Origin of the sequence: Arthrobacter sp. LAR12-1-1.1, assembly GCF_040676555.1 — a bacterium.
Classification (GTDB): domain Bacteria; phylum Actinomycetota; class Actinomycetes; order Actinomycetales; family Micrococcaceae; genus Arthrobacter.
Genome location: NZ_JBEGIG010000001.1, coordinates 656270 through 678033, shown reverse-complemented (window position 1 = coordinate 678033; position 21764 = coordinate 656270). Strand labels below are relative to the sequence as shown.

The following is a 21764-nucleotide window of genomic DNA, read 5'->3' as shown; positions in this document are numbered from 1 at the left end:
CAGGATGGCTGATGGGGGACAGCTACCGAGGCTGAGCGAGCACTAGCCGGCGGCAGGAGCGTTCTGAAGGCCGCCGGTCATGGCCCCTGCGTAACGGCCGGATCCTCCATCGTGACAGTGCCGGCGTCGCCGTCCACGCGGATCCGCTGGCCGCTGGTGAGCCGCTGGGTGGCCACCCCGGTGCCGAGCACGGCCGGGATGCCGTACTCCCGGGCCACGATCGAACTGTGGCTCAATGGTCCGCCGACGTCGGTGACCACGGCGGAGGCCATCGCGAACAGCGAGGTCCATGCGGGGGTGGTGATGCGGGCGACCAGGACGTCTCCGGGCACCATCAGGGAAAAATCCTGGGGCCCCCTCAGGACGCGGGCCGGCGCGGTGACCCGGCCCGCGCTGGCGCCGATGCCTTTGATGATGTCGCCCAGCTGGTCCTGAGAGCCTGCGGGCATCATTTTCCCGAAGGCCCCCTCCATCCACCGGCTTTCCGGGAGCAGTTGCGGGGCGGCGGCCCTGGCTTGGCCTCGCCAGAGCATCTTGCGCTTCTCGACGGCGTCGGCGCGGACGGGCCGATCCGCTCCGGTAATTGCTACTGCCGCTGGTGCGCCCGGCGCGGCGAGGCCGAAATCGACGGCGCTTTGCAGCTCCTGGCGGCGCAGCCAGAACACATCGGCAGGCTCGGCGATGACGGCGGAGTCAACCAGCCGTCGACCCAGTTCGAGCAGCATCCGCCGCAGCAGCGGCCACGCCAGGCCGACGTCGGCCAGGGCGTCCTCGCGGATCGGGGCGGCGTTCTGAGCCCACCGGAGCAACCGGAGGAACGCGGCCTTGCGCTTCGGCCCGAGCCGGGTGACCGCTTGGTTGGTTTGGTCCTCCCGGCGCTCGGCCGACAGCCGTTGTCGCGCGTGTGGGTCATTGCCCTGTCCCCGCAGGTAGAACTTCACCGTCTCCAGCAGGGCTGAGGGATCGTCGGCCGGCACCGGGCTGACGAAGTCCAAGTTGTAGACCGCATGGCCAAACCGGCCGAGGTGGTCTTGGAAGCGGGAATGCCATTGCTGCCAGAGCGCCTGGTCCACACCTGCCGGCGGGATCCCGGTGCGCTGCGACTCCACCAGTGCCGCTGTGGGTTCGTTGAGCAGCGTCGGAGCCAGCTCCGGAACTTCCCGGGCCCAGGCTGCGAGGTCGTACAGCGACTTCTCCGCCCGGATGGGTTCGCTGTCGTAGCCGAGGAGGAACGTCTGGGCGGGGGGATCTCCGTTGCGCCGTACGAACCTGTCGTAGTACGTCCGGAAGGAGATTTCGCTTGTCGCGGCGATGGGAATGATTGACTGCACGGCCGTGTAGTACACGGTGCCTGCGTCCAGCAACGCCTGCACACCCTCGAACAGTTCCCCTCCGGAGAGCTCCTCGACGGGCGTGGCCGACCAGTCCTTGATCACCTGCTCGTAGCGCGGATGCGAAAATTCCCGCCAGCCGGCCACACCCATGTGCGCCTTGCCGCGGACCAGCGCCCGTACGGCGGTCAGCGATTTGCCCATCACCCGCCACATTCCCGAGGTGCGGTAGAAGTAATAGGCATAGCCGTTAATGGTGGGCAGTCCCACGTCGTCGTCGCGGATGACGTTCTTGCCGACGGCCTCGGCCATCAGGGCTCGCAGCGAACGGGCCACCGAGCCGTCAATGAGGTCGGCAAACAGCGGCGAGAGCGGGTCGGGCAACTGTTCCACGATGCTGGCCCGGAAGTACAGCCCCTTCGGGTAGGGCACCGTCCAGACGTCCGGGGTGTCAGCCGCTGGTTCAGGCAACGCCGTGATCGGCCGGGATTGCAGGATGAAGAACTCGCCGCCGGCCCGTGCCCACTCGATGTCCTGCGGCGTCCCGAAATGATCAGTAATCCGTGTCCCATAGCCGGCCAGTACGGCCGCCGCCTGGTTGTCCAGGACGGGCTGACGACGCCGCGCCGCCGGCACCGGCTGCTCCCGCGTGCCGTGGTCCGCATAGACAGTCATGACCTCCTTGTCAGCGGTACGGCGCGACAGCACCCAGCCCGTACCGGCTTCGACGACCACGTCATCCGTGGTCACCGTACCGCTGACCACGGACTCACCCAGACCCCACGCGGCACTGATCACGATCTGGTCGCGGCGCCCGTTCGCCGGATTGGCGGTGAACATGACCCCGGCAGCCTCGGCCTCGACCATCTGCTGGACCACCACCGCGAGGCGCACCGCGTCCGGGCCGATGCCCTCACGGGCCCGGTATGCCATGGCACGCGCCGTCCACAGGGAAGCCCAGCAATCGGTCACGGCCGCGGCCAAAGCCTCCGCTCCGCGGATGTTGAGGTAGGTTTCCTGTTGCCCGGCGAAGCTGGCCGAGGCGAGGTCCTCGGCCGTGGCGGAGGAGCGCACCGCCACAGCGGAATCCCCGTTGCCGAGGCGACTGTAAGCAGCGCTGAGTTCTGTTGCGATCCCTGCGGGCACGGTGCCGCCGGCGAATAGGGCGCGGATCCGCTTCGAGGCGTCCTCGTAGTCCTGTGGCGCAGCCTGCGGCGACAGCGAGGCCAGCTCACGGATGCCCGCCTCGAGGTGGTTGGCGGCCACAAAATCCTCATAGGCTGCGGTGTTCAGCACAAACCCCGGAGGAACCGGCAGCCCGGCCTGCGTGAGGCCGCCCAGTCCGACACCCTTGCCGCCGGCCACAGCGACGTCGCCTTGTCCCACATCGCCGAAGTTGTTGATGTAGGTCATGACCGTGCGTCCCTTCTGCCCGGGCCGGGGTGTCTTGATTGAGCCTGATGCCCAACATACTGGCACTGCCACAGGCAAGAGGCCATAGCTGGATCGGAGGGCCCGGGGGAGAGCCCCGCCAGAGCCGCCCGAAGGCCAGACGAGCCCGGGTCTAGTTCTTGTCGAGTTCGTCGAGGAGGGACTTAGCTGCTTTGGCGATGTCGTTGTGGTCGTTCTGGGCGGCTCGGCTCTCGATGGCAAGAATCGCGCAGCGGTGCAGCCGCCGAAAATCTCCAAAGGGAAAGCTGCAACGTCCCTTGGTGTCGTGTGTTTCTTCCGTGTCTTCGCCCAGATGCCACGAGCCGTACTCTGTGTAGCCGTACTTGTCGATGAACGCGTTTTCCTGGTCGGCGTCGGGGGCATGCTCGCTCCAGTCGTCCCGGGTATCCCGGGCAAGCCTCGCGTCCTTGATCAGCTGCCGGGCATGACGTAGACCCGCGTTGTTGACCTTGATTGTCATCGGGTTGCTTCCGCTCTGTCGTGCGGGTCAGGTCACGTAGTTTCGGGTGCTTCCGGTGACTGGGCTCCACCGCGGGAGACGTGGACTTTCGTGGCGGACGTTTCGGACTGCTCCGGAAGCTGGGCGCGGATTTCGAGGACACCGTCGATGTAGCTTGCCTCAACAGCCTCAGGGTTCGCGCCGCGGGGCAGCGGGACGCTACGCGAAAATTCGCCGTAGCGAACTTCGCTCCGGTAACCCGGTTGATCCTTGTGGGCGGGTTCCGTGCGCCGGGCAGCAATCTGCAAGGTGCCGTCGGTGACGGTGATATCGATGTCCTTGTCGGGGTCGATGCCGGGAATATCGGTTCGGACGACCAAGGTGTTTCCGTCCCGGTACTCCTCGACTCTTAGCCAGGCATCTGTCTCGCCCTGCAGGAAGCGCCGGACTGGTTCGGGCACGTCGATGCCGGTGCGGCGGAACAAGTTTTCCATGTCTATCTCCTTGCTCTGGTTCCCGAGGTGGCTGCGGCGCGGAGCGGCGGGGGTGGCGCCGGCCAGCCGGCGTTGCGGTTCTGTAAGACCCTGTTGCCGGGGTCTTACAGAACCAGCCAGCAGCAGTCTACGGAGCCCAAGAACGCCTTAGCGGGAGGACTTTGCGGCCCGAGCCTGCTATGCCCTGCTTCGGCGGCCGGCAAGGGCCCCATAGACCAGGAGCACAATAACGGCCCCGAGGATGGCGAGGAGCCAGGTCCGCAGGTCAAAGAAGTCAGCGAGGCCTCCGCCGAAGATCAACGAACCTATCCAGCCGCCGAGGATTGCGCCTACGACGCCAACAACGAGTGTGATCACCCAGCCGCCTCCCTGCCGGCCGGGAAGGACCGCCTTGGCGATAGCTCCTGCGATAAGGCCGAGAATGAGGAACGCGAGAATTCCCATTACTGTACTTCCTTTCGGTAGACCGGTCGTGGAATGCGGCCGTAACCGCGATTTAATCAGCATGCGTACTGTCGTGCAATACCCGGTCTCGCTGCCTGCTGCTGCGGCTGTCCCGTCGCCCGTCTTGCCTGCAATCGAAGCGGGCGCTGGCCGTGCGTACCAGGGGCGGCAGGCCGAGCGGGATCCAGCCGCGGGAGGCTAGTTCAATGAAGCTTCGGGGCCAGGCTTGGGCGCCGAGGGGGCGCTGGAGCCTGGAATTCCCGTTCGTGGAGTCTGGAAGAAATCCACAAACCGGGCGAGTTGTTCCGACAGGGTCTCCCACCCGTCGAAGTCCGCAGGCACGGCCGCACGCTCAGCCTCGGAGGCCGCTTGCAGGGCGGCGTTTCCGGCCTCGGAAATCTGGACCTGAAATTGGCGCCGGTCGGCGGGGTTGCGTGTCCTAGTGACCAGCCCTCCCTCCTCCAGGCGCGCAAGAACGCGCCCGAGTGTCTGGCTTTGAACATGAACCTTTGCGGCGAGCTGTTCCTGGTACATGGGCCGGGGTGCCACGGCTTCCAAGGCGATGACAGCGGCACGCGTCAGTCCCAACGGTGCCAGCGCATCGTCGTGGAGGCGTTGGACCAGACGGGCCGCTGCGGTCAGAAGCCGGTAAGCGTCCCGGGCGTGGGGCTCAGGGGCGAGGATCACTAAGAGAGCCTTCCTGATTGGGGTGGCGACGAAATCGCGGTGTCAGGGACGGCGCCAACTAAGCCGGCGTCCACCTCCACAGTAAGCACGCCGTGCATCTATTTGGCAAGTATGCTTACTACTTTCACGCACAAGACCGCACTCTGCGCGCTTTTCGCGATAAGCCCCCGTTTGAAATTCGGCAAGGCCTTGCGATCAGCATAGGAAGTGTGCTTACTATCTAGTTAGTAACCGTGCTTACTAATTTCATCCGGTACCGCTAGACACGATCACGATCCCACGCGGACCCCTCCTGAAAGAGAGCAACGATGACACAGAACCCATGGGCCCAGGCAACACCCCAAGCATCCACGGACCAGTACACCGGCGATGGCGTGGTGCCCCCTCAAGATGGCGTGGCGCCCCCTCAAGTTGGCGTGGTGCCCGCTCACGGTACGGAACGTGCTGTCTCAAAACAGGAGACAGCGAGGGAAGAAGCGGCGGACGTAAAGCGCCACGCAACAGATGCGGCCCAAAACGTCGCCGAGACGGCCAAGACGGAAGCAGTCCACGTCGCCGCCGAGGTCAAGACCAATGCCCGGGACCTGCTGCACCAGGCCAAGTCAGATCTCACTGAGCAGGCCGGAACCCAGCAGCAGAAGGTTGCCGAAGGCCTCAGAGCCGTCGCTGGCGAACTGCATTCCATGGCTGCTGCTTCCGAGCAGCCGGGCGTGGCCACCGACGTCGTCCGCCAAGCCGCCGAGCGGTCCGCCGCTGTTGCGTCATGGCTCGATGACCGGGATCCGGGTTCGCTGCTGACCGAGGTCAAAACCTTTGCACGCCAGCGCCCGGGCACGTTCCTCCTGCTCGCGGCCGGAGCCGGTGTACTGGCCGGGCGTCTCAGCCGCAGCCTGAGCGCCGGAGCCCCCGAAACCACGGGCACCACCGCTACCGGAACGTCCGCCGCCGGCCGGATCCCCGATACCGGCGTAGCGGTTCCGCCGCCGCCGGTGCAGATGCCGGCTCCGCAAACCACGACGGCGGGCTTCGCGGACACCTACCCTCCGAATCCCCTGGACTCCGAGTTGGGCACTGCCGATCCACTCCATGACGCCGGGCCGGGCCGCAGGGCCACAGAGCCCATGGTCGGCGAGCCCCTTCGGTCGGCTGATCCGTTCCGCGATGACCCCTTCGACGGCGGCCGTCGATGAGCAGCGAAATGCCTCCCACCGCCGCCCACGCGAAGGCGGAAACGTCTTCCCTAGGTGACCTGCTGGGTGAAGTCACCCGGGACATGTCCACCCTGATGCGGCAGGAAGTGGAACTAGCCAAGGTCGAACTCAAGCAGTCCGCCACCCGGGCCGGCAAAGGCACCGGCATGCTGGCCGGCGCCGGCGTCGCGGGCCACTTTGTGCTCCTGTTCCTGTCTTTGGCGCTCTGGTGGGCGCTGGGGAACCTGATGGGGCTGGGTTGGTCCGGTGTTGTTGTCGCAGTCATCTGGGCAATTGCCGCCGCCGTCCTGGCAACCATGGGCCGCAAGGAACTTAACGCGATCAAGGGCATGCCGAGGACCGCCGAGACCCTGCAGGAAATCCCGCCGACACTTAAACCCAACTCTTAGATCCAGCGAGGAAACACGATGAGTGAAAATCCGGATGTCATCCGAGCAGATATTGAAGCAACCCGCGCCCGCCTGGGCACAAACGTGGATGCCGTCGCTGACAAGGTCACGCCGTCGCACATCGTCCAGCGGCAAACCGACAGAGTCAAAGATGCCGTCTTCGGAGTGAAGGAGAAAGTCATGGGAGCCGCCGACCACACCGCCGACCACGTCCACTCCGCCACCGGAAGCGCGGGCGCGCACGTGAGTGACGCGGGTTCCGCAGTCGCGGCCGCGCCGACACAGCTGAAGGCCAAGACCCAGGGGAACCCGCTGGCTGCCGGGCTGATCGCCTTTGGCGCCGGACTGCTGGTGTCCTCCCTGATCCCGGCCAGCCAGAAGGAGCGTGAAGCTGCTGATGCCCTCAAGTCCGCCGCCGAGCCACTCACGACGGAACTGACGGACGCCGCCAAGCACGTGGCCGAGGGACTCAAGGAACCCGCCCAGGAAGCCATGGAGAACGTCAAGGCCACTGCCGCGGACGCCACCGATCATCTCAAGGCGGACGGTCAGACGGCTGTGGCGGACGTGAAGGATCGGACCGCAGAAGCCAAGGGCAACGTTCAGCAGGCCTGAGGCCACATCTGAATTCGGCCGGCTGCCCTCGCTGATGCGCTGGGCGGCCGGCCACTTCGCTTAACCCCAAGAAGGATTTTCCATGGCCAAGAACCCTGCCAAGGCAGAAAATGACTCCATGACCGACGCCGAAACGGACGAGAGCAGCACTGCCAAGGCCCGTACTGCGCCCGCTCCGGACGACTCCCGCAAACCGGACAGCCCCGCCGACGTCACCAAGCCCTCCTGGAAGTACATCGCCAAGAAGACCCTGCGTGAATTCACGAAGGACCAGTGCCCGGATCTCGCCGCAGCCCTGACCTACTACTCGGTGCTCTCCATTTTCCCGGCGCTGTTGGCCCTGGTGTCTTTGCTGGGCATTTTCGGGCAGGCCGAGAAGACCACATCCGCCCTTCTGGAGATCGTCCAGGGATTCGCGCCCGGTGACACGGTGGACGCGATCCGCCAGCCGGTCGAGCAACTCAGCAGCTCCTCCGCTGCCGGACTCACCCTGGTTATCGGCATCCTCACCGCCCTCTGGTCCGCGTCCGGCTACGTCGGTGCGTTTGGCCGGGCAATGAACAGGATCTACGAAATCGACGAGGGCCGGCCCTTTATTAAACTTCGGGGCACGATGCTGGGCGTCACGATTGCCACCGTTCTGATCGTCCTCGTGCTCTCAGCAATGCTCGTGCTGAGCGGGCCGGTGGCCGAGGCCGTCGGCAACGCGATCGGCCTCGGCGGGGCCGTCCTGACGGCGTGGAATATTCTCAAGTGGCCCGTGATCTTCTTGCTCGTGATCCTCGCGATCGCCATCCTCTACTACGCCACCCCGAACGTAAAGCAGCCCAAGTTCCGCTGGATGAGCCTGGGATCCGCAATCGCCTTGGTGATTTTCCTGCTTGCGTCCCTGGCCTTCGCCTTCTACGTGGCCAACTTCAACAGCTACGAGAAGACCTATGGTGCGATCGGCGGCGTCATCATCTCGCTGCTGTGGCTCTGGATCCTGAACATGTCTCTGCTGTTCGGTGCCGAGTTCGACGCCGAGATGGAGCGTGGACGGCAGCTCCAGGCCGGCATCGAGGCCGAAGAGACCATTCAGCTGCCACCACGGGACACGAAACAGAGCGACAAGCTCCAGGCCCGCGAGGAAGAAGACATCCGCCGCGGGCGGGAGCTGCGGGAACAGCACGGGAACGGCCATGAACAGCCGGAAGGCAGAAACCATCCCGGAGAGAACGATGGAGTGGACCGCACCTAGCTCACGAAAGTGTCAGGCTTCGCTTATGACGGCGAGTTTGACGTTGTCCTTTTGTCCTTCCCAGCTGCCGGTCAGCGTGAGCCGGCCGGCGGGTTGCCCGTTAAGGTCCAGCCGCCGGATAACGAGCAAGTGGAGGCCGGCAGACTCGACTACCGTGCCGGCGTCGGTGTCGCACGGTGTGGCCGAAGAGACCTCAGGAACTGCATCGAGTTTCGGTCCGGTGGTTTGCACGAAGACCGATTGGGCCAGGCGTTCTTGTTTCCCCCCTTTTTGGAGGTATTGCTCAGCTTGCGGCCGGCCCAGCATGATGCTCGCCGCCAATGCCGCCACGTAGATGGGATCGGCGCAGGCATCGTAAACCCACCTCGTTCCGAGAACCGAATGCTGCATCGTTCCGACCAGCCATGGTTCCGCGCCGGCCAGGGGCTGGGCCCTGTACGTGAGAGGAACTTGAACGGTGGAGCTGCCCACAGACACGATGATCGTTTCTATGCCGACCTCGCCGGCGGGGTCGTCGAACCGATAGGAACCCACTTTGCGCAACCCTGCCGTGCCGGGCTCCTTGAACCACGGCTGGCTGGGCAGCCACTTTTCGAGAAGTTCAAGTTTCGTCGGCTGCAATTCTGCCTGGTGGATGATCGCCATGTCTGCAAGCCTAACCGCAGCCCCGGGAGTTCCGGCAGAATGAGCCCATACTCGATCTTCATCCGGTCGTCTTGGTGGCTGTGCCAGGTCGTCGCCTTCAAATTGTTGGCGACTGACTGGTGCTGATTCGTGAGGTAACTGCATGAACTATCCTTGGAGCCCGCGTCCTGCAGTCTTGAGCACGGCAGGAGTGCGGATACCAGACCCGTGCCTAGCCCTCCCGGTCGATCTGAAGGTAGCTGAGTCCACTGACATCGAGCCAGAATTTGGTCGGAGTCTCTACGAGACGCAGCAGGACGCCCCCGCAGGAACTGCAGCGCACAACTATTCCCGGGGCGTCGGCGTAGACCGCTGCTTCCCCGAAGACCCTGACCGCGCCACAGTTCTTGCACCGACCGATCGCTGCAATGATGTCAATGCGGAACAATTCCCATAACGGTCCTGCTGCCGCGTTCCCGTCAAGGTGTGGTACTGGATTGCCCGCGGTTCCGGCGATGTCCGGGTCCTCGAAGCGCGGGTCCTCAGCACCCGGGGAAGCGGAGCCGTTGTTGCCAGTCACCGTATTCCTCCCGTTCCGCCGAAGCGTTCGGTTTTGATCGAGCCGGTCGGATAGCCCGCCTGCACCATCCACTCTGTGGCCGTTTCGACAAACATCGTCTGACCACAGATGAAAATGTCGGGGGCAGCGTCCGCGGGCAGGATGTTTGCCAGCAGTGTTTCAGCGGTGAGTCGCTTCGGGGCGCTTGGCCAGCCCGCCGGAACTTTGCGTGTATAGAAATGGTCGACGGTCAGCTTGGGGGATTCCTGGCCCAAGGTGAGCAGCTCCTCCCGATAGAACCCTGTTTCGGGCGATTTGAGCGAGTACAGCAACCGGAACTGTGAAGGATTCTCGGATGCCTCGTGCGCGCGGATCATGGACATGAGCGGCACGATGCCGGATCCGCCGGCGATCAGCTGAACCGGGTTCGGGTCGGTCGGACGCCAGACGAACCAGCCGCCGACGGGGCCCCGGATCTCCAACTGGTCTCCAACCATCAGGTCTCTGACCAGATAAGGGGAGACCTCCCCGTTGGCCAATTCGTCGACCGTGATCTCCAGGATTTCGTCCATGCCGGCGGTGGCCACGGAGTAGGACCGTACCGCCGTGTAGCCGTCGTCCGCCGTGAGCCGGATATCGATGTGCTGGCCGGCAAGGTTGCCGTTCAGACCGTCCACGCGCAGCCCGATGGTTCTGGACGATTCCGTTTCGGGAACGCCGCTGACCACCTCGGCGACGCGCCACAAGGTGCTCATGCGTCCTGCCTCATGAGTAGCGCTCCTCGCGCCACGGGTCGCCGTTGATGTGGTACCCGTTAGATTCCCAGAAGCCGGCAACATCGTGCGGCATCAGCTCGATGCCATTGATCCATTTCGCGCTCTTCCAAAAGTACAAGTGGGGCACCAGCAGGCGGGCAGGGCCGCCGTGGGCCCGTTCCAATGGCTCACCGCCGAATTCCCAGGCCACCCATGCCTGGCCGTCCAGCAGGTCCTGCAACGGGACATTGGTGGTATAGCCGCCATAGGAGTGAGCTGTAGTGAACTCGGATGTTGTTTCCACGTCCTCGAACAAGGTGTCCAGGGACACCCCGCGCCACGAGGTACCCAGCTTGGACCAGCTGGTCACACAATGAATATCGGTCTGGATATCAACCTGGGGCAGCGCCAAGAACTCCTCCCAGGACCAAGCACGGCGCTGCCCCGTCTCCGTTCTAATGAAGAACTCCCAGTCAGCGTTGGCGATATAGGGTGCAGGGCCTGCCGTCAGCACGGGAAAGCTTGCTGTCTCGTATTGGCCGGGTGGTAACGCTGGATTGCCGGTGCGCCGTTTTCCATGAAAACCAGACGAGATGATTCCCATCTTGTACCTCCGATGCGGAGTTCCGCCGGTCGACTCTTATCGGTGCCCCAACGATATGGCAATGGCGGGACCGAGACCAGACCTTGCCCCTTAGGCCTCCTTGCTAGCGGGGGATCCGGGGGCGAGGAGTCCAGCGGTGGTCGCGGTGACCCACTCCTTCAGCGGAATGCTCTGGTGGTGGTCCCAGCGGGAGTAGGTGATCCACGCCTTGCCCTTGCGGTCAAAGTCAGTGTTCACCAGGTTGTCCAAAGCGGTCCGGGGCCAGCGGGCGATGGCGTGGTTGCCGCTGAATTCGACAAGGCGCTGGGGGGAGGTCATCCAGGCCGGCTCCTTGCCCGGTTTGCGGGCCGGCAGCGAGATCACACGTCCCGACGCCGGGACCAGGCCTTTGGGGCTGACCAGCCTTTTCGTGTCGCTGCCGCCTTCGAACGTGCTCAGAACGGTGTCGACGCTTAGGAATTCGTCCCCGCCGAAGGTCGTGGACTGGCGGTAAAAGCAGATGCGGCCGTCGACAGTCAGGAAGGCAGCGCCGTCGTCCTCGTTTTCCAGGGGCCAGCCAAGGGACTGGGCCACGAAATGCCATGTGCTCCAATCGGTGCCTGTGGTGACGGCGGCAAGACTGGTCGGCACGGATCGCTTGAGCAGCCGCGTGCTGGCATGTCCCAGGATGCGTTCCATCCGGTCCGCGGCGGCGCGGCGGGCCGACTCATAGATGCCCGGGACGGACTCTTTGGCGGCTCTGCCGGCGACATCCGCTCGGGCCACCTCCGCTTGCGTCCTATTCATCCCATCCTCAAACGACATCGCAGCTCTCCATCGTTGATGCTTCGCGTGGCCACGCGAGCCTGGGCGCATTCTGCTGTGGTTTCGTCCCTTGGGGTTACCAGGGTTGGCCGGTTCGATCGTTGAGGCGGAGACTCCCGCCCCCCATTTTAGGTCCCCGGCGACAGCCGGAAGCTGAAGGACATCCAATGTTCATCGAACGATCACCAGCTCGGGGCGCGGGCCGGGTACCGACCCAACAGCCGCCGTCGTCTGGTACTGCCTTGCGTGAGTGTGTCCCGGCTTGGGTCCGGCAACCGCGGGTGTTAACTGGGAGAGTGAGTTCCCTACCGTCGACGCGTACGCAGAGGCTCGTGCTGTGGATCGCGATTCTCGCGTCCTTCGTGTCGTTCCTCGACAGCAGCGTCATCAACGTAGCGCTGCCCGCCATTTCCCGTGAACTGGGCGGCGGACTAACAACGCAGCAATGGGTAGTCGATGCCTACCTGATCACCCTGGGTTCACTCATCCTGGTCGCCGGCTCGCTCTCTGATTTGCTCGGACGCGTCGTGGTTCTCCGGGCAGGCCTCATCGGGTTCGGCACCACGTCAGTGATGTGTGCACTGGCACCCACAGCGGACGTGCTGGTCTTGGCCAGGGCGCTCCAAGGCGTCGCGGGCGCCTTGCTGGTGCCCAGTTCCCTGGCCCTGATCACGTCCAACTTCGACGAGGCCCCCCGGGCGAAGGCGATCGGCCAGTGGACGGCTGGTACAACCGTGGCTTTCATCGCGGGCCCCCTGCTCGGCGGGGTGCTCGTCGATTCGGTGGGCTGGCGTTGGGTCTTCGGAATCAACGTCCTGCCCATTGCTGTGACCCTGCATCTGTTGGGCGAGCTGCGGGCCAGGGATGTTCGCAAGGAGGGGGTGCGCATCGACTACCCGGGCGCCGTACTCTGCGTGCTCGGGCTGGCGGGGCCGGTCTACGCGCTGATCGAACAAGGCAACTATGGATGGGGGAGCCCGCTCATTCTGATGCCCTTCGTCCTCGGCATCCTGTGCCTCGCCGGGTTCATTTGGCGGGAACAGACCGCACAGCGGCCGCTCCTGCCGCTCAGCCTCTTCTCCGTCCGAAACTTTGCCGTCGGCAATGTGGCGACGGCCTTCGTCTACGCTGCGCTGTCGATCGGGGGATTCATCATCGTGCTTTTCCTGCAGCAGGTTGCCGGGTTTCCGGCGACGGTGGCTGCTCTGGCTTTGCTTCCCGTCAGCATCGTCAACATCCTCCTGGCGTCATGGTTTGGCTCACTGGCCGGGCGGTTCGGCCCGCGGTGGTTCATGGCATTCGGACCGGCTCTCGCCGGAGCTGGCTACCTCTTGATGCTCGCGTCTGAAATCCCGGTGAACTATTGGACCCAGCTGATGCCTGGGATCCTCCTGTTCGCAGTCGGGCTCTCGGCGACCGTCGCACCGCTCACTGCCGCCATTCTCGGTTCGGTTTCGGAACAGCAGGCCGGCATCGGCTCGGCAGTGAATAACTCTGTCAGCAGAGTTGCCGGTCTGATCGGCATCGCGCTGGTAGGCCTCGTCGTGGGCGGCAAACTTGATCTCGACGGATTTCACCGGATAGTGACCGTGACGGCCGTGCTGCTCATCCTCGGGGGCATTGTTTCCGCCGTCGGTATCCAAAACCCGCGCAAGGGGCCGGCAGGCCGGACAGGGCAGGGAGCCCCAACGCACAGCACGCGGAGCCAACGGATTTTCAGACCTGGCCCATAGGGGGAACTTCAACCACGAGGCGACCCTAGCGGGGATGAAGCCCTGAAATCCGGAGTCGGGCTCCGCCCGCGACCTTGCCCGGGCATGAGGCTCCTGCGACGATGGCAAGGTGAACATGCCCATTGGCTACTGGGTCCGGCGCCTGGATGCGTCGCTGCAGGCACAGCTCGATTCCACGCTGGCCGGTGTCCATCTGTCCAGAAGGCAGTGGCAGGTCCTCAACACGTTGGGCTCCGCCCCCGTCACGCCGGCGGAAATGCGGGATATCCTGCGGCCTTTCAACGCAGCGGACGGCGGCGGAGGGCAGGAGCGGGACCTGGCCGCGTTGGTTCGGCGGGGGCTGGTGCTCCTGCTGGATGGTCGCCTCGCCCTGACCGAGGCCGGCTCCGCTCTGCATTCGGAGGCAACCGGGCTGGTGGAAGCTGCCCGCCGTGAGCTCACGGCAGGCATCGGAGCGGATGAGTATGCCATGGCTGTCAGCGTCCTCGAACGCATGAGCAACAACGCGGACCGGCTCGCCTCGCGATAGGAGCGGTTGGGTGTGCCTCCGCGCACGCTCATTCCTCCCCGGCGCCGCAGCCGTCGGGGAGGTCAGTAACCATGTGGGCGTCGAGGTCTCCGCCTTGACGCACTAGGCTTCAGCTTGTGATCTCGAGTTCTGTCCAGGGCCACGCAGCGGTCCGACGCCGGCGCGTCGGACTGGCCGCTGTGGCGGGGATGGTGGGGGCAGTCCTTTTTGTCTCCGTTTTCACCGTCTACGGGTGGCTGTGCCCGGGCTACACGCCGAACTCCATGTTCGTCAGCGAACTGTCGCTTGGGCCCTACGGCTGGGTCCAGATGCTCAACTTCGTGCTGACCGGTGCCTTGGTGGTGGTGTTCGGTCGCGGCCTCGCCGCCCACTTCAGCACCGGGGCTGCTTCCCGGGCCGGGCCGGTGCTGGTGGAGTGCATGGGAGTCAGCCTGATGGTGTCAGGACTGTTCACCACCGATCCGTCGGCGATGTTCAGCCAGGCCACCGCGCAGGGTGTCGTGCATAGAATCTTCGGGGCGCTCTTCTTCACGCTAGCGCCGGTTAGTTGTTTCGTTTTCTACCGGCGCTTCCGTGGCGACCGGTCCTGGCGCCCCATGGCGGGGTGGACACTGGCCGCCGGCGTTGTCCTGACTCTCGGGATTGGCCTGCTCAAGTTAAGCCAGCAGCCCGACAGCGGTTTGTTCGAGTGGAAGGGCCTGGTGCAGCGCGTCATTCTGGTGACGGTGATGGCCTGGATTTTCGCTGTCGCGTCCCGGTTGCGCCACATCTATCGGGACGGGGCACCCAGCCAACAAGCGCCGCTGTAGTACCGGGCCTCGGCCTGACTGGTGCGGTCAGGGGTCTCTCGGACTGCATGATGCGCTGGGTTCGACAGGCCGTCCACTTCAGACTGACGGCAGCCCGGCCCCGGCTGTGGGATATGGCTTCAGTCATCGTTGCCTGAGCGCTTGTCGTCGCCAGGCTCGGGCCCCGATCATCGTTGTCAGTGCACGGGATGAAGAGATCGACCGGGTGCTGGCGTTGGAACTGGGCGCCGACGACTATCTGGTCAAGCCTTTCGGCATGCGGGAACTCATCGCCAGGATCCGGGCAGTGGCCCGCCGCTCCGAAGAGCGGCTCCCGGACGGCCGTCCCGAGACGGACATCAGCAGGACAATCGGCGGCCTGAGCATTGACCAGCGGTCCCGTCGCGTGGTCCTCGACGGAGTGGAGGTCTCTCTGACGGCAAAAGAGTTCGAACTCCTGTACTTCCTTGCAGCCGAGCCTGGTGCGGTGTTCGAGCGTCGCGAAATCCTTCGCGCTGTGTGGGACGGCGACTGGTACGGCACCACGAAAACCGTGGATGCCCACATAGCCGGGATCCGCAAGAAGCTCGGTGATCCACGCTGGATCGAGGCCGTCCGGGGCGTCGGGTTCAGGCTGGGAGTGCCTGGATGAGATGGAGGCTGATCGGCGCGTTCATGTTCATCACGTTGCTCGTGGTCCTGGTGCAGGACATTCCGCTGGGGAACTATCTGGTCCGCGGTGAACGTGAGCGCCTCACCACCTCCCTTGAACGCGACGCATTTCTGCTTGCCGGCCGGGCCGGCGACGCGTTAAGAGCTGGCGGCCCCCTACCCGCGGAAGTAGCCGCTGACGTGCGGCGATACGGGGAGGCGGGCGGCGCCCGTGTGGTGATTATCGACGCCGGGCGGGACGGCCTTGGCGACCTCCGATGACGATCAGGCGGCCACCGGATCAACCTACAGCTCACACCCGGAAATAGCCGCGGCGCTGACCGGACAGATCAACGCCGGCCAGCGGTATTCCCAGACATTGGGCCTCGATCTGCTCTACGTCGCCGTCCCTGTCCTCAGCGGTGAGACGATCTCCGGCGTCGTGCGGCCGACGTTCCCTGCGTCGGTGGTGACCGAGAAGGTAAACGGCCAGCTGCCTACCATCTGGACCGTCGCCGGCACCACGGTATTGCTCGCCGGCATCCTGGCATACTTCTTGGCGGGCGCCGTAACCAGAAGACTCCAGAGGCTTCGGACCGCCACAGAGCTACTCGCCGATGGCAATCTGGACACCCGTACCGACGAAGGAGGTGCGCCCGAGCTCAAAGCCCTCGCCGGTTCCTTCAACCGGATGGCGGACCGGCTGAAAGACCTGCTCGAGCAACAACGGGGATTTGCCTCCGATGCCTCCCATCAACTCCGTACCCCCCTGACGGGGCTGCGGCTGAGGCTCGAGAATGCTGTCGACACGATCCCCATCGACCCGGAAGCGGGCCGACGCATGGTGGCTGCCTCCCTTGACGAGACGGACCGTTTGCAGCGGGCCTTTAGCCGCTTCTGGCGCGGCACGCAGAGCGGCGAGGGCAGCGGCCTCGGCCTGTCCATCGTGCACCAACTGGCCCGGGCCAGCGGCGCCGAGGCCTCGCTGACGCCCAGAACTTCCGAGACGGCAATGGGAGCCACCGGTCTGGATGCCTGCGTGAAATTCAGATCAGCCTAGATCACCGGCGCATCCCAGACACAAAGGGGCACCTTCGGCGGAGGACGTCGCTCTCGGTGTGTCGGCAAGGCTGACCGAGCGGACAGCCCAAATCCCGGTTGGACGAGGCCAATAGTTAGGACAGAGAGATGCCGCTTATGGGTGTGCCTGGCGGGAGCATCAGAACTTGTTTGTGGATTTGTCCGGCGATGTCCAAAGCCACGACGAAGTCACTGACTTCGATATTACTGACGTCGGTCGAACCTCCCAGCACGGGCGGGACGCGGAAGCTGTAAACCTCACACTCGCCCGGTTGCAGACCGGAGCTCTCAGCTTGGCCGGCCAAAGTGATCATCAAGTACTCATCCTGCCCTGAACGAGATTTCAGTTCGGCGTTCAGCTCATCCTGGTTCGACCATTGATGACGCAGTTCACCCGCAAGCACATCAAGGAACCAGAAGCCGTTGTCTGCCTGGAAAAAGACGTCGCCAAAGGGTGATGCGAAGAGCGGACTTTTGCCAGCGAGGTCGAGAAACGACCACGGCTCGAGGGCAGCCGAGTAAAGGGCAGATGAGAATCGACGGATGGGCTCCATGTGGCGACTCTAGCGGAGGTGCTGCGAGCTGCGACGGAACCCGCTCACAAAAAGCCGCGCCGCCAGGGTGATCGGAGCCCTGGGACAGGCAGCACTACACCCAACAGTTGGCCGCTCCATCGGTGTGCTAGGAGGAACTGTTTGAATCCCTGCGGCGGGACTGGCACCACAGAGAGCATTAGTCGCAAGCCCCTGGACCTTCATGGAATGCTGGGGTCATGACCTCCCGTTCCTCCGCTGTCCCCGCTTTAATGACTGCCGGCGTCGGCTCTGAAACCTTCAGCCTCCGGCACGCGACCAAAGCTGACCTGCCACAAATTCTGCAGCTACTCGCCGATGATCAGCTGGGATCAACCCGAGAAAGGGCCGACGATCCGGACCCGTATTGCCCGTCGGGGACGATTTAGCGGCCTCTACCGTTGGTAGTAGTAAGCGGAGGCTGCGGCGCACCCAGGAGCCCGCTACGTCCCGGGCCTTGGACTTTTCACACGACCGTCCGCCTTTACCCTCGACGCCGCCCTGTCATCGGGAAAGGCACCGGGTGCCTCACCCGGGCACGAACACCGCCACCACCAGAAGGAGCCGGATTGCTGATTGTCTTGACGGGAATTGACGGATCGGGGAAAACCACCGCCGCACAGGCAACGGTTGCCGCCGAACGGCGGGCGGGCAAGAAGGCGCTGCTGCTTAGAAACTACGCAGGCCGGCGCAGGATGTCACTGCTGAGCGCACAGTTCGGCATACAACTTCACCCGCGGCTGGCCGATGCCGTAGAGACAGCGATCCGCACGGCGAATGTGGTGGTTTCCCACGCCAGGGCGCACAGGCATCCGGGCCTGGTCATCATGGACCGCCACTTGCACTGCCAGCTTGCGCTACGCCAGGCGCGGGGCCTTCCCCGTGGCCGGCTGCTTCCCTTCCTTCTGACGAAGTTTCCAAAGCCTGACGTGGTGGTCCACCTCGTGATCGACCCTGAACAGGCGCATCAAAGAGTGTTGGCGCGCGGCACGGACATGGAAACGCTCGGTGAGCTCCACTCGTTGAGGGCCGCCTACCGATCGATGCCCGAATACGCGCACTTCACCGAACTGGCTGCGTCCGGTACACCGGAGGAAGTGTTCTCCGAACTGGCCATCGCCATCGCCGACGCCGGCAAGAGCCAAGGCGAGCGGCTGGCCCAGGCCCCCTAGACCGTAGTCATCCCATCCATGACGGCGCCCGCATCGAATAACCGGCATGAGCAAGTCGGAGAAGAAGAACCTGCGCTACTGCGATTACTACTGCTTCATGTCACTGAAGGACTTCGCGGCCTGGGTGGAAGCAGACGACGACCGGGAACCCGTCATGTCGTACGCCCCGCCTGCTACCAGGTGAGTTCCTGGGCCTTGATTTCGTAGTGACCGTCACGCTGGGTGAACGTGGCCCGATACCCCCGTTTGACCCCGTTGACCACCATCTGGCAGTCCGTATGCGTGTTCACCTTTATGTTCGGGAAGTTCTTGCACTCCACATCAGAGATCGTGATGCCGGGCTCCTTGGGTTTGGCGCGGGCCTTGATCCGCTCGGCCAGAACCTTGCCGCTGGTCTGCGGATCGAAGACCACCACCGATGGCGGGGGAGTCGCCGTCACTGTGGTCGTCGGTCCCGGCGTGGCGACAGGTGCAGCGCATCCTGTCATGAGGAGTGCCCCGCCCAAGGAAGCTGCGCATGCAGTTCTGAATAAGTTCATGGCCGATCATGTCCATCCGACGCCCGTCCACAGAGCTGCCCGAGACCCAGGCTGCCCAAACCAAACGATGCACTGCCCGGCTTGGGGAATCCTTGGCCTTTAGGCCACGGTGCTACCGGCGGGAGCGGACGGCGCGAAGAATGCCGCGGATCGAAATGCCGACGGCGCACACCAACGGGGCCAGCGCCGCAAGCACCACCACGGTGTTGGGCCGGAAAGTCATCTGGCCGGCCGGGCTCTTGGCATAGACACCCAGGGGTAAGACGAAGCCGCCGCCCCCGCCGCCACTTCCCCCGCCGGTCTGGGCGTCTTCGGTGCTGCTGCCTCCGCCGAAGCCGAAAGTAACCACCGCGACGGGGATGACCTCTTCCCCTGCGATGTTCATGGCGGGGCCGTACGCCCGGGAAACACCCACATTCTTGAACGTGTCCACGAGGGACGAGAAAGACTCAGACATAGGACCCACCATAGGCAACCGCATCCCCAAGCGCCAGAGCCGGCAGGGCCGCCCCGCCACGATGGGAAAAGCGCGGTGGGCAAGGAATGGGGACCTAAGCTCTGGTTGAGGGCCATGTTCCGCCCTTATGTTTGGAACTGCCGGGCGCAGACCACGGCATTGGAGACGAGTCACGAGAATCGAGGCACTGGACATGGGGACATCCACGAATGCGGCTTCACGGCTGGCCGACGCACTGGCGATCATCCTTGGCACCGACGGGATTCCCCTGAGGCTGAGGGCGTGGGACGGCTCGGAAGCCGGCCCGGAAAATGCTCCCCTTGTCGTATTCCGATCCCGGAGGGCACTTCGCCGGATGCTGTGGTCCCCCGGGCAGCTCGGACTGAGCCGTGCCTATGTGGCCGGTGAAATCGACGCACCCGGCGACATCTTCGCCGCCTTCGCCGCCCTCAGCTCGGCCGGAAAATTCGCCGAGCCCGGACCGTTCCGGCCGCCGTCTCCCCGCGAAGGGTTCGCGCTGCTCAAGGCTGCCGTCCGTCTCGGCGCGCTCGGGCCCAACCCGGCACCACCGCCGGAGGAAGCCCGCGTGGGCCGGTACGGCAGGCGTCACTCCAAGGGGCGCGACGCCGCGGCCATCTCACACCACTACGACGTCGGGAACGACTTCTACGCGCTCGTCCTGGGCCTGTCCATGGTTTACTCCTGCGCCGTCTGGGAATCGGACGAAGCCGGGCTTGAAGCCGCCCAGGCCGCCAAGCTCGACCTGGTCTGCCGCAAGCTGGGCCTCAAGCCGGGTATGCGCGTGCTGGATGTGGGGTGCGGCTGGGGCAGCTTCGCGCTGCACGCCGCCCAACACTTCGGGGCCGACGTCGTCGGCGTCACGCTCTCAGTCGAGCAGGCGGCACTGGCCCGCAAAAGGGCCGCGGACGCCGGGCTGACGGAGCGGGTGGACATCCGGGTGCAGGACTACCGCGATGTGGACGACGGGCCGTTCGACGCGATCAGCTCCATCGGCATGTCAGAGCACGTAGGGCGCGAACAGATCGAGCACTATTCGTCCCGGCTGCACCGGCTGCTCCGCCCGGGCGGCCGGCTGCTCAACCACGCGATCTCCTGGAACGCCGGACCTACATCACCGGACCCGGACTCGTTCATTCCCCGCTATGTCTTCCCCGACGGCGAGATGCTCAGCCTTTCGGACATGGTCGAGGCGCTCGAATCAGCAAGCCTGGAAGTCCTGGACGTTGAGGCGTTGCGGCGCCACTATGCCCTGACGCTCCGGGCCTGGGTGCGGAACCTGGAGGAGCACTGGGACGAGGCCGTCCGCTCCGCGGGCGCGGGACGGGCCCGGATCTGGCGGCTCTACATGGCCGCGAGCGCCCTTGGCTTCGAGGCCGGCCTCACCGGCGTGAACCAGATCCTGGTCCAGCGCCCGGGCGGTGATGAACCCCCGTTGCGCCGCTCCGCGTGGATCTGAAGCCGAGCGGCCAGGCGCCGGGCATGTCATGGCGGCTGACCTGCGGACCGTGCGAAGCTAGGCTGTCATCATGAGCAATACCGAAGTTGCGCCGCAGGAAATCCTCTGTGAAACAGACATGACATGCGTCGGCGTCGAGATACTGGTTCCGCGGCAGGTCCCGTTGGGCGGCCCACGCGCGATGGACGTGCGGCGCACCCTGCCGCAGCGCCAGCGCAGTCTGATCGGCGCCTGGTGCTTCCTGGACCACTATGGCCCGGACCCGGTCAGCGATTCCGGCGGCATGCAGGTCCCGCGCCACCCGCACACCGGGCTGCAGACCGTCAGCTGGCTGTTCACGGGGGAGATTGAACACCGGGACTCGGCAGGCTTCCACGCAACGGTGCGCCCGGGCGAAGTGAACCTCATGACCGCTGGCGCCGGCATCAGCCACTCGGAATTTTCCACCCCCGACACAGCGGTCCTGCACGGCGCGCAGCTGTGGGTGGCGCTCCCGGACGCCGCACGCCACATGGCACCCACGTTCGAGCACTATCGCCCCGAACCGGTCACCGGAATCGGCTGGACCATGCGCGTCTTCCTGGGCACGCTCGCCGGGTCCGCCTCGCCAGTCGCAACACACACGCCCCTGCTGGGCGCGGAGATCCTGCTCGAGGCAGGGGCGGAACTGACCCTCGAATCCGACGTGTCCTTTGAACATGGCCTCCTGGTGGACTCGGGCAACCTTGTCCTGAACGGACACGCCGTCGCCAAGGACCACCTGGCGTACCTTCCGGCCGGTCATGCGTCCCTGACCCTGGCCGCGGGCAGTGACGGTGCCCGTGTCCTCCTGATCGGCGGCGAGCCGCTGGGCGAAAAGATCGTGATGTGGTGGAACTTCGTCGGACGCAGCCACGACGAGATCGTCGCGTTCCGGGACCAATGGCAGGCGGAAATCGGTGCCCCGGACGGTTCTGGCCCAGCCTCGGCCGCGGGGGCAGGCACGGACCTGCGGTTCGGCCCGTTTCCGCCCGGGCAGGCTGCGGCTCTCCCGGCTCCGGCCCTGCCGAATGCCCGCATCCGGCCACGCGGCTGAACTGTCCACACCGGCAAGTCCTGCATCCACAAGCCCGCCTGCC

At 64.9% G+C, this 21764-nt stretch carries 27 protein-coding genes; 14 read left to right on the top strand and 13 right to left on the bottom strand.

What is annotated here, in order from left to right:
- Nucleotides 1-77 precede the first annotated feature (77 nt).
- The 5 genes from MRBLAR12_RS03115 to MRBLAR12_RS03095 form a co-directional block, all read right to left on the bottom strand.
- Nucleotides 78-2744 (bottom strand): PEP/pyruvate-binding domain-containing protein, encoded by a 2667-nt coding sequence (locus MRBLAR12_RS03115; RefSeq protein WP_229992198.1) that lies wholly within the window; start codon nt 2742-2744, stop codon nt 78-80.
- A 151-nt stretch (nt 2745-2895) separates the two neighbouring features.
- Nucleotides 2896-3243 carry a hypothetical protein gene (locus MRBLAR12_RS03110; RefSeq protein WP_229992197.1) on the bottom strand — a complete coding sequence of 116 codons (348 nt, stop codon included), beginning with the start codon at nt 3241-3243 and terminating at the stop codon, nt 2896-2898.
- A 32-nt stretch (nt 3244-3275) separates the two neighbouring features.
- A complete protein-coding gene (locus MRBLAR12_RS03105; RefSeq protein ID WP_229992196.1) occupies nt 3276-3716 on the bottom strand; it encodes an Hsp20/alpha crystallin family protein in 441 nt (146 codons plus the stop codon).
- A gap of 177 nt (nt 3717-3893) precedes the next feature.
- Nucleotides 3894-4160 carry a GlsB/YeaQ/YmgE family stress response membrane protein gene (locus MRBLAR12_RS03100; protein WP_229992195.1) on the bottom strand — a complete coding sequence of 89 codons (267 nt, stop codon included), beginning with the start codon at nt 4158-4160 and terminating at the stop codon, nt 3894-3896.
- A gap of 198 nt (nt 4161-4358) precedes the next feature.
- On the bottom strand, nt 4359-4847 hold the full coding sequence (locus tag MRBLAR12_RS03095; protein ID WP_229992194.1) for a MarR family winged helix-turn-helix transcriptional regulator: 489 nt from the start codon (nt 4845-4847) through the stop codon (nt 4359-4361).
- Between the two features lie 308 nt (nt 4848-5155).
- On the opposite strand from MRBLAR12_RS03095, the gene MRBLAR12_RS03090 reads away from it, so the two are divergent.
- From MRBLAR12_RS03090 to MRBLAR12_RS03075, 4 genes are all read left to right on the top strand, one after another.
- A complete protein-coding gene (locus MRBLAR12_RS03090; protein WP_229992193.1) occupies nt 5156-6037 on the top strand; it encodes a hypothetical protein in 882 nt (293 codons plus the stop codon).
- On the top strand, nt 6034-6447 hold the full coding sequence (locus MRBLAR12_RS03085; protein ID WP_229992192.1) for a phage holin family protein: 414 nt from the start codon (nt 6034-6036) through the stop codon (nt 6445-6447). The genes MRBLAR12_RS03090 and MRBLAR12_RS03085 overlap by 4 nt, the downstream gene beginning before the upstream one ends.
- Nucleotides 6448-6465: 18 nt before the next feature.
- The gene (locus tag MRBLAR12_RS03080; RefSeq protein ID WP_229992191.1) at nt 6466-7062 is read left to right on the top strand and encodes a DUF3618 domain-containing protein; all 597 of its coding nucleotides are present in this window, start codon (nt 6466-6468) and stop codon (nt 7060-7062) included.
- A gap of 118 nt (nt 7063-7180) precedes the next feature.
- Nucleotides 7181-8302 (top strand): YihY/virulence factor BrkB family protein, encoded by a 1122-nt coding sequence (locus MRBLAR12_RS03075; RefSeq protein ID WP_414645456.1) that lies wholly within the window; start codon nt 7181-7183, stop codon nt 8300-8302.
- 12 nt (nt 8303-8314) lie between these two features.
- On the opposite strand, the gene MRBLAR12_RS03070 is transcribed toward MRBLAR12_RS03075, so the two are convergent.
- The 5 genes from MRBLAR12_RS03070 to MRBLAR12_RS03050 all read right to left on the bottom strand — a co-directional run bounded on the left by MRBLAR12_RS03070 (nt 8315) and on the right by MRBLAR12_RS03050 (nt 11630).
- Nucleotides 8315-8947 carry a CG0192-related protein gene (locus tag MRBLAR12_RS03070; RefSeq protein ID WP_229992189.1) on the bottom strand — a complete coding sequence of 211 codons (633 nt, stop codon included), beginning with the start codon at nt 8945-8947 and terminating at the stop codon, nt 8315-8317.
- 211 nt (nt 8948-9158) lie between these two features.
- The gene (locus MRBLAR12_RS03065) at nt 9159-9506 is read right to left on the bottom strand and encodes a DUF6510 family protein (protein ID WP_229992188.1); all 348 of its coding nucleotides are present in this window, start codon (nt 9504-9506) and stop codon (nt 9159-9161) included.
- Nucleotides 9503-10240 (bottom strand): ferredoxin reductase, encoded by a 738-nt coding sequence (locus MRBLAR12_RS03060; protein ID WP_229992187.1) that lies wholly within the window; start codon nt 10238-10240, stop codon nt 9503-9505. The genes MRBLAR12_RS03065 and MRBLAR12_RS03060 overlap by 4 nt, the downstream gene beginning before the upstream one ends.
- Nucleotides 10241-10250: 10 nt before the next feature.
- Complete coding sequence (locus MRBLAR12_RS03055; RefSeq protein ID WP_229992186.1) at nt 10251-10844, bottom strand: sulfite oxidase-like oxidoreductase; 594 nt, start codon at nt 10842-10844, stop codon at nt 10251-10253.
- 90 nt (nt 10845-10934) lie between these two features.
- Nucleotides 10935-11630 (bottom strand): hypothetical protein, encoded by a 696-nt coding sequence (locus MRBLAR12_RS03050; RefSeq protein ID WP_364743445.1) that lies wholly within the window; start codon nt 11628-11630, stop codon nt 10935-10937.
- Nucleotides 11631-11944: 314 nt separating this feature from the next.
- Here MRBLAR12_RS03050 and MRBLAR12_RS03045 point away from each other — a divergent pair, with 314 nt between their 5' ends.
- The 6 genes from MRBLAR12_RS03045 (at nt 11945) to MRBLAR12_RS03020 (ending at nt 16409) form a co-directional block, all read left to right on the top strand.
- Nucleotides 11945-13381, top strand: coding sequence for an MFS transporter (locus tag MRBLAR12_RS03045; protein ID WP_229992184.1), 1437 nt, complete (start codon nt 11945-11947; stop codon nt 13379-13381).
- 115 nt (nt 13382-13496) lie between these two features.
- Nucleotides 13497-13910, top strand: coding sequence for a MarR family transcriptional regulator (locus MRBLAR12_RS03040; RefSeq protein ID WP_364743757.1), 414 nt, complete (start codon nt 13497-13499; stop codon nt 13908-13910).
- A gap of 116 nt (nt 13911-14026) precedes the next feature.
- Nucleotides 14027-14719 carry a DUF998 domain-containing protein gene (locus MRBLAR12_RS03035; protein ID WP_229992183.1) on the top strand — a complete coding sequence of 231 codons (693 nt, stop codon included), beginning with the start codon at nt 14027-14029 and terminating at the stop codon, nt 14717-14719.
- A gap of 106 nt (nt 14720-14825) precedes the next feature.
- Entirely contained in the window at nt 14826-15350 is a 525-nt protein-coding gene (locus MRBLAR12_RS03030) for a response regulator transcription factor (protein ID WP_364743442.1), read from the top strand.
- Nucleotides 15347-15631 (top strand): hypothetical protein, encoded by a 285-nt coding sequence (locus tag MRBLAR12_RS03025; RefSeq protein WP_229992180.1) that lies wholly within the window; start codon nt 15347-15349, stop codon nt 15629-15631. The genes MRBLAR12_RS03030 and MRBLAR12_RS03025 overlap by 4 nt, the downstream gene beginning before the upstream one ends.
- Nucleotides 15615-16409, top strand: a complete 795-nt coding sequence (locus MRBLAR12_RS03020; protein WP_229992179.1) for a HAMP domain-containing protein — start codon at nt 15615-15617, stop codon at nt 16407-16409. Before MRBLAR12_RS03025 ends, MRBLAR12_RS03020 begins: the two co-directional genes overlap by 17 nt.
- Nucleotides 16410-16524: 115 nt before the next feature.
- Here MRBLAR12_RS03020 and MRBLAR12_RS03015 read toward each other — a convergent pair whose 3' ends face one another.
- Nucleotides 16525-16983, bottom strand: a complete 459-nt coding sequence (locus tag MRBLAR12_RS03015; protein WP_229992178.1) for a T6SS immunity protein Tdi1 domain-containing protein — start codon at nt 16981-16983, stop codon at nt 16525-16527.
- A 587-nt stretch (nt 16984-17570) separates the two neighbouring features.
- On the opposite strand from MRBLAR12_RS03015, the gene MRBLAR12_RS03010 reads away from it, so the two are divergent.
- Nucleotides 17571-18173 carry an AAA family ATPase gene (locus MRBLAR12_RS03010; RefSeq protein ID WP_229992177.1) on the top strand — a complete coding sequence of 201 codons (603 nt, stop codon included), beginning with the start codon at nt 17571-17573 and terminating at the stop codon, nt 18171-18173.
- A gap of 46 nt (nt 18174-18219) precedes the next feature.
- Entirely contained in the window at nt 18220-18357 is a 138-nt protein-coding gene (locus MRBLAR12_RS03005) for a hypothetical protein (protein ID WP_229992176.1), read from the top strand.
- Here MRBLAR12_RS03005 and MRBLAR12_RS03000 read toward each other — a convergent pair.
- Complete coding sequence (locus tag MRBLAR12_RS03000) at nt 18347-18661, bottom strand: hypothetical protein (RefSeq protein ID WP_229992175.1); 315 nt, start codon at nt 18659-18661, stop codon at nt 18347-18349. The genes MRBLAR12_RS03005 and MRBLAR12_RS03000 overlap by 11 nt on opposite strands.
- Before the next feature lie 163 nt (nt 18662-18824).
- Complete coding sequence (locus MRBLAR12_RS02995) at nt 18825-19169, bottom strand: hypothetical protein (RefSeq protein ID WP_229992174.1); 345 nt, start codon at nt 19167-19169, stop codon at nt 18825-18827.
- 193 nt (nt 19170-19362) lie between these two features.
- Here MRBLAR12_RS02995 and MRBLAR12_RS02990 point away from each other — a divergent pair, with 193 nt between their 5' ends.
- Nucleotides 19363-20646, top strand: a complete 1284-nt coding sequence (locus tag MRBLAR12_RS02990; RefSeq protein ID WP_229992173.1) for an SAM-dependent methyltransferase — start codon at nt 19363-19365, stop codon at nt 20644-20646.
- Nucleotides 20647-20716: 70 nt separating this feature from the next.
- The gene (locus MRBLAR12_RS02985; RefSeq protein ID WP_364743435.1) at nt 20717-21721 is read left to right on the top strand and encodes a pirin family protein; all 1005 of its coding nucleotides are present in this window, start codon (nt 20717-20719) and stop codon (nt 21719-21721) included.
- Nucleotides 21722-21764 lie beyond the last annotated feature (43 nt).

Excerpts from the sequence above, each read along its gene's own strand:
- MRBLAR12_RS03115 (WP_229992198.1), bottom strand. The coding sequence starts at position 2,744 with ATGACCTACATCAACAACTTCGGCGATGTGGGACAAGGCGACGTCGCT.
- MRBLAR12_RS03110 (WP_229992197.1), bottom strand. The coding sequence starts at position 3,243 with ATGACAATCAAGGTCAACAACGCGGGTCTACGTCATGCCCGGCAGCTG.
- MRBLAR12_RS03105 (WP_229992196.1), bottom strand. The coding sequence starts at position 3,716 with ATGGAAAACTTGTTCCGCCGCACCGGCATCGACGTGCCCGAACCAGTC.
- MRBLAR12_RS03100 (WP_229992195.1), bottom strand. The coding sequence starts at position 4,160 with ATGGGAATTCTCGCGTTCCTCATTCTCGGCCTTATCGCAGGAGCTATC.
- MRBLAR12_RS03090 (WP_229992193.1), top strand. The coding sequence starts at position 5,156 with ATGACACAGAACCCATGGGCCCAGGCAACACCCCAAGCATCCACGGAC.
- MRBLAR12_RS03085 (WP_229992192.1), top strand. The coding sequence starts at position 6,034 with ATGAGCAGCGAAATGCCTCCCACCGCCGCCCACGCGAAGGCGGAAACG.
- MRBLAR12_RS03080 (WP_229992191.1), top strand. The coding sequence starts at position 6,466 with ATGAGTGAAAATCCGGATGTCATCCGAGCAGATATTGAAGCAACCCGC.
- MRBLAR12_RS03075 (WP_414645456.1), top strand. The coding sequence starts at position 7,181 with ATGACCGACGCCGAAACGGACGAGAGCAGCACTGCCAAGGCCCGTACT.
- MRBLAR12_RS03070 (WP_229992189.1), bottom strand. The coding sequence starts at position 8,947 with ATGGCGATCATCCACCAGGCAGAATTGCAGCCGACGAAACTTGAACTT.
- MRBLAR12_RS03060 (WP_229992187.1), bottom strand. The coding sequence starts at position 10,240 with ATGAGCACCTTGTGGCGCGTCGCCGAGGTGGTCAGCGGCGTTCCCGAA.
- MRBLAR12_RS03055 (WP_229992186.1), bottom strand. The coding sequence starts at position 10,844 with ATGGGAATCATCTCGTCTGGTTTTCATGGAAAACGGCGCACCGGCAAT.
- MRBLAR12_RS03050 (WP_364743445.1), bottom strand. The coding sequence starts at position 11,630 with ATGAATAGGACGCAAGCGGAGGTGGCCCGAGCGGATGTCGCCGGCAGA.
- MRBLAR12_RS03040 (WP_364743757.1), top strand. The coding sequence starts at position 13,497 with ATGCCCATTGGCTACTGGGTCCGGCGCCTGGATGCGTCGCTGCAGGCA.
- MRBLAR12_RS03025 (WP_229992180.1), top strand. The coding sequence starts at position 15,347 with ATGAGATGGAGGCTGATCGGCGCGTTCATGTTCATCACGTTGCTCGTG.
- MRBLAR12_RS03015 (WP_229992178.1), bottom strand. The coding sequence starts at position 16,983 with ATGGAGCCCATCCGTCGATTCTCATCTGCCCTTTACTCGGCTGCCCTC.
- MRBLAR12_RS03005 (WP_229992176.1), top strand. The coding sequence starts at position 18,220 with ATGAGCAAGTCGGAGAAGAAGAACCTGCGCTACTGCGATTACTACTGC.
- MRBLAR12_RS03000 (WP_229992175.1), bottom strand. The coding sequence starts at position 18,661 with ATGACAGGATGCGCTGCACCTGTCGCCACGCCGGGACCGACGACCACA.
- MRBLAR12_RS02995 (WP_229992174.1), bottom strand. The coding sequence starts at position 19,169 with ATGTCTGAGTCTTTCTCGTCCCTCGTGGACACGTTCAAGAATGTGGGT.
- MRBLAR12_RS02990 (WP_229992173.1), top strand. The coding sequence starts at position 19,363 with ATGGGGACATCCACGAATGCGGCTTCACGGCTGGCCGACGCACTGGCG.
- MRBLAR12_RS02985 (WP_364743435.1), top strand. The coding sequence starts at position 20,717 with ATGAGCAATACCGAAGTTGCGCCGCAGGAAATCCTCTGTGAAACAGAC.